General features: G+C 48.8%; 3 protein-coding genes. 2 read left to right on the forward strand and 1 reads right to left on the reverse strand.

Going from position 1 to position 3,552, the window contains the following annotated elements; translation table 11 throughout:
• Positions 1-248 precede the first annotated feature (248 nt).
• Positions 249-674 (reverse strand): GxxExxY protein, encoded by a 426-nt coding sequence (locus tag AC0QHF_RS00330; RefSeq protein WP_324702201.1) that lies wholly within the window; start codon positions 672-674, stop codon positions 249-251.
• Between the two features lie 285 nt (positions 675-959).
• On the opposite strand from AC0QHF_RS00330, the gene AC0QHF_RS00335 reads away from it, so the two are divergent.
• Positions 960-2,402 carry a cytochrome ubiquinol oxidase subunit I gene (locus AC0QHF_RS00335; protein ID WP_324702202.1) on the forward strand — a complete coding sequence of 481 codons (1,443 nt, stop codon included), beginning with the start codon at positions 960-962 and terminating at the stop codon, positions 2,400-2,402.
• A 97-nt stretch (positions 2,403-2,499) separates the two neighbouring features.
• The gene (cydB, locus tag AC0QHF_RS00340; RefSeq protein WP_324702203.1) at positions 2,500-3,513 is read left to right on the forward strand and encodes a cytochrome d ubiquinol oxidase subunit II; all 1,014 of its coding nucleotides are present in this window, start codon (positions 2,500-2,502) and stop codon (positions 3,511-3,513) included.
• The last annotated feature ends 39 nt before the right edge of the window (positions 3,514-3,552 follow it).

Below are 3,552 nucleotides of genomic sequence, written 5' to 3' on the forward strand. Positions count from 1 at the left end.
CCGCTTGGGAATCAATTCCCAAGCTAACAGCTCAAATCATCTGAAGATGATTGGGAAGGTTTTGCGGTCAAAAAACCAGATCTGATATCAGACATAAACAGCTTCCTTTTCGATTCGATGCTTTAAGTGGGAATTCATTCTGTTTCGATATCGGATCAAATCAACCGGTTCCAAGTCAGAAACGTAGCCTTTACCGCGCTCGAAGGCGGAATCATAGGCCGATTTCACCTGGTCTTCCACAAAGTTGGTCATGGATAGGGGTTAACATCCGCAGATTTCGCAGATTTTCGCAGATTAAAGACAAATCGTTTGTATTGGAGGCTGGCGGAGCCAAAATTAATCAGGAGTCCGCGATGTAGGTTGGTGGCTTTGAGATAATTGATGATTTGGGCTTCCTCACGCCCGGACAACTTTTGTATTGCTTTCAATTCCACAATAATTTGTTCGTAGCAAATAAAGTCAGATCGATATTCGGCGATCGCTTCCCCGCGATAGAATACCTGCAAAGATTTCTCCCGCTCGTAGGGGATACCTCTGCACCGAAACTCCCATTCCAAAGCTCCCTGATAAACCCCCTCCAAAAACCCATAACCCAACTCCCCATGAACCGCCATCGCCGCCCCAATAATGGCATAAGTCTGCGGATCTCTTCCTCTGTGATCGTCCCCATCCATTTCTCTCTCTTAATTTTTCTGCAATCATCCCCCCCAATCTTACCATCCCATCACCATCTAATCTAAAAATCTGCGAAAATCTGCGAAATCTGCGGATTTATTCCCCCACACCCGCGATCGCACCCAAAATTGTATAACTTTATACCCAAAAATCCAACCTGGCATTTTCGGCTCAAATTGCACAATAATAGAGAGCGGTTCTGAAAGGGGCGATCGCTCCTCAAACCTCAACTTCCCCTGTTTTGGGGAGGATTTCGCGGATATTGTTCATACGGAGAGATAAGCGTGGATTTACTGTCCAACACCGTGGCACTGTCGCGAATGCAATTTGCGCTGACCGCCATTTTTCATATGTTGTGGCCCGTCCTCACCACCGGACTGGGCATTTATCTGGTCATTATCGAGGGGTTGTGGCTGAAAACTCGCAACCCTCAATACTACTACCACGCCCGCTTTTGGGCGAAATTTTACGTCCTCAATTTCGGCATCGGCGTCGCCAGCGGCATCCCGATGGAATTTCAATTTGGAACCAACTGGGCGCCCCTATCGGAGGCGATCGGAAATTTCTTCGGAAGCGTGATCGGTTTCGAGGCGTCCTGGGCTTTCATGTTAGAAGCCGCCTTTTTGGGAATTATGGTGTTTGGTTGGGAGCGCGTCAATCCCGTTATTCACTATATTGCCACAATTCTTGTCGCCTTCGGTGCCAACCTTTCCACCTTTTGGATTTTGTCGGCAAACTCCTGGCTGCAAACCCCCGCCGGAGTGGAAATGGTCGATGGAAAATTTGTCGTCCTCGACTATTTTAAAGCCATTTTTAATCCCTTCACGCTCAACAGTTTTCTCCATATGTTCTTCGCGACTTTGGAGACTTCGCTGTTCGTGATCGGCGGGATCAGTGCCTGGTATATCCTCAAAAAACGCCACCATGAATTCTTCTCCAAATCCCTGAAAATTGCCCTGATCGCCGCGATCGCCGTGGCCCCGATGCAAATTTATGTCGGCCACCTGAGTGGCGAACAGGTTTACCACTATCAACCCACAAAATTGGCGGCGATGGAAGCCCAGTGGGAAACCGTCCCCGCCGGACAACCCGCCGCCTGGAGTTTGCTGGCGATTCCCAACGAAGAAGCCGAAAAAAACGATTGGGAAATCAGCATCCCCAATGGTTTGGGATATATCCTCGAATTGAAAAAAGACTTGTCGGAACCCGTTTTGGGGTTGAAAGAATGGTCGCCGGAAAATCGTCCCAAAATGCTGGGGTTGATTTATTACTCCTTCCGAATTATGGTCGGAATCGGTTTCTTTTTGGTCGCCCTGGTCGCCGTCAGCGTCCTCCAGTGGTTGCGGGGTAAATTCTCACCGGAAAATATCGCGCAACAGGGTTGGTTGATGTGGGGTTGGATTTTATCCGCACCTTTGGGATATATTGCCGTGGAAGCCGGTTGGACCGTTCGCTGCGTGGGCCGGCAACCCTGGACGGTTTACAATGAAATTCGCACCGTCGATGCGGCTTCTAATTTGCCTCCGGAAAACGTATTGACGACCCTGATAGGCTTCGCAACAGTTTATACGGTGCTGTTTTTTGCCGCCCTTTATTTTGGCAGTCGCATCATCCGCCGGGGTCCGAAATTAGACTTGCCCATTCCGGGAGAAAGCGATCGCCCCGCCGTCGATACAACCCCCGGTCAATTTGCCCCGGACGAACGGCCCGCAGAAGCTCAACAATAGCAGTAGCACAGACATCCTGTCTGTGACAGCAGTAGTACAGGTTTTCTGACAAGCTAGAAGCTTGTACTACTCGAATACATGATAATGAGGATTTGTGATGGAAACACTGAGTTATTTACTCCCCCAGGTTTGGTTCGGAATTTTGGCATTATTTCTGTTTCTTTATGTGATGCTGGATGGCTTCGATCTGGGAGTTGGGATTTTATCTTTGACTTCCTCAAGCGAAGAACGTCGCAGTATTTTGATGACGAGTTTGAGCAATATTTGGGATGCTAATGAAACCTGGTTGGTGCTGATGGGGGGCAGCCTTTTCGGCGCCTTCCCCCTCGCTTACGCGACCATTTTAAATGCCCTCTATGTGCCGATTTTTATTATGATTTTCGGCTTCATTTTTCGGGCGGTTGCGTTTGAGTTTCGGGAACAGGCGAACCGAAAATTCTTTTGGAATTTGTCCTTCGGTGTGGGCAGTTTTTTGGCGGCTTTGGGCCAGGGATTTTCCCTCGGCGGCGTTCTGGAAGGGATTCAAGTTGACGCGGCGGGACACTTTATCGGAACGACTTGGGATTGGTTCAGTCTCCCCTCCGTGGTGGTGGCACTGACGCTGATTCAGGGATACGTTTTGATCGGTTCCACCTATTTGATTTGGAAGACGGAGGGCGATTTGCAAAAGACTCATTATAGAACCGCAAAAATTGCATCAATTACAACCCTTATCGGCGCAATTTTGATTACAATTGTCACGCCGATTTTTTACGAATCCGCCCGCGATCGCCTCTTTTCTGAACCCCTCGTTTATCTCTTCGCCCTGATTCCAATTTTGGGTGTCGTCCTGATCGGGTTATTGCTGCGGAGTATCGATCGCGAAGAAGAAAGAACACCATTTGTCTGGACAATTCTGATTTTCGTGTTGACGTTTATCGGACTGGCGATGGTGGTGTTTCCTTACATCATTCCTCCCTCAATTACCATTTATCAAGCGGCGGCTGACCCGAGTTCGATGGTGGTGATGATCATTTTTGTGGGAGCGTTAATTCCGGTGATGTTGTTCTACAACATTTATCAATATGTCGTGTTTCGCGGCAAGGTGACGGAGGGAAGCTACGGAGAATAGGCGATCGTAATTTTTGCCCGCCCCCCCTCATCCCCCCCC

The organism is Lyngbya sp. CCY1209, from assembly GCF_055795065.1.

Bases quoted from the DNA above. Each gene is read 5' to 3' on its own strand.
- AC0QHF_RS00330 (WP_324702201.1), bottom strand. From the start codon at position 674: ATGGATGGGGACGATCACAGAGGAAGAGATCCGCAGACTTATGCCATT.
- cydB (WP_324702203.1), top strand. From the start codon at position 2,500: ATGGAAACACTGAGTTATTTACTCCCCCAGGTTTGGTTCGGAATTTTG.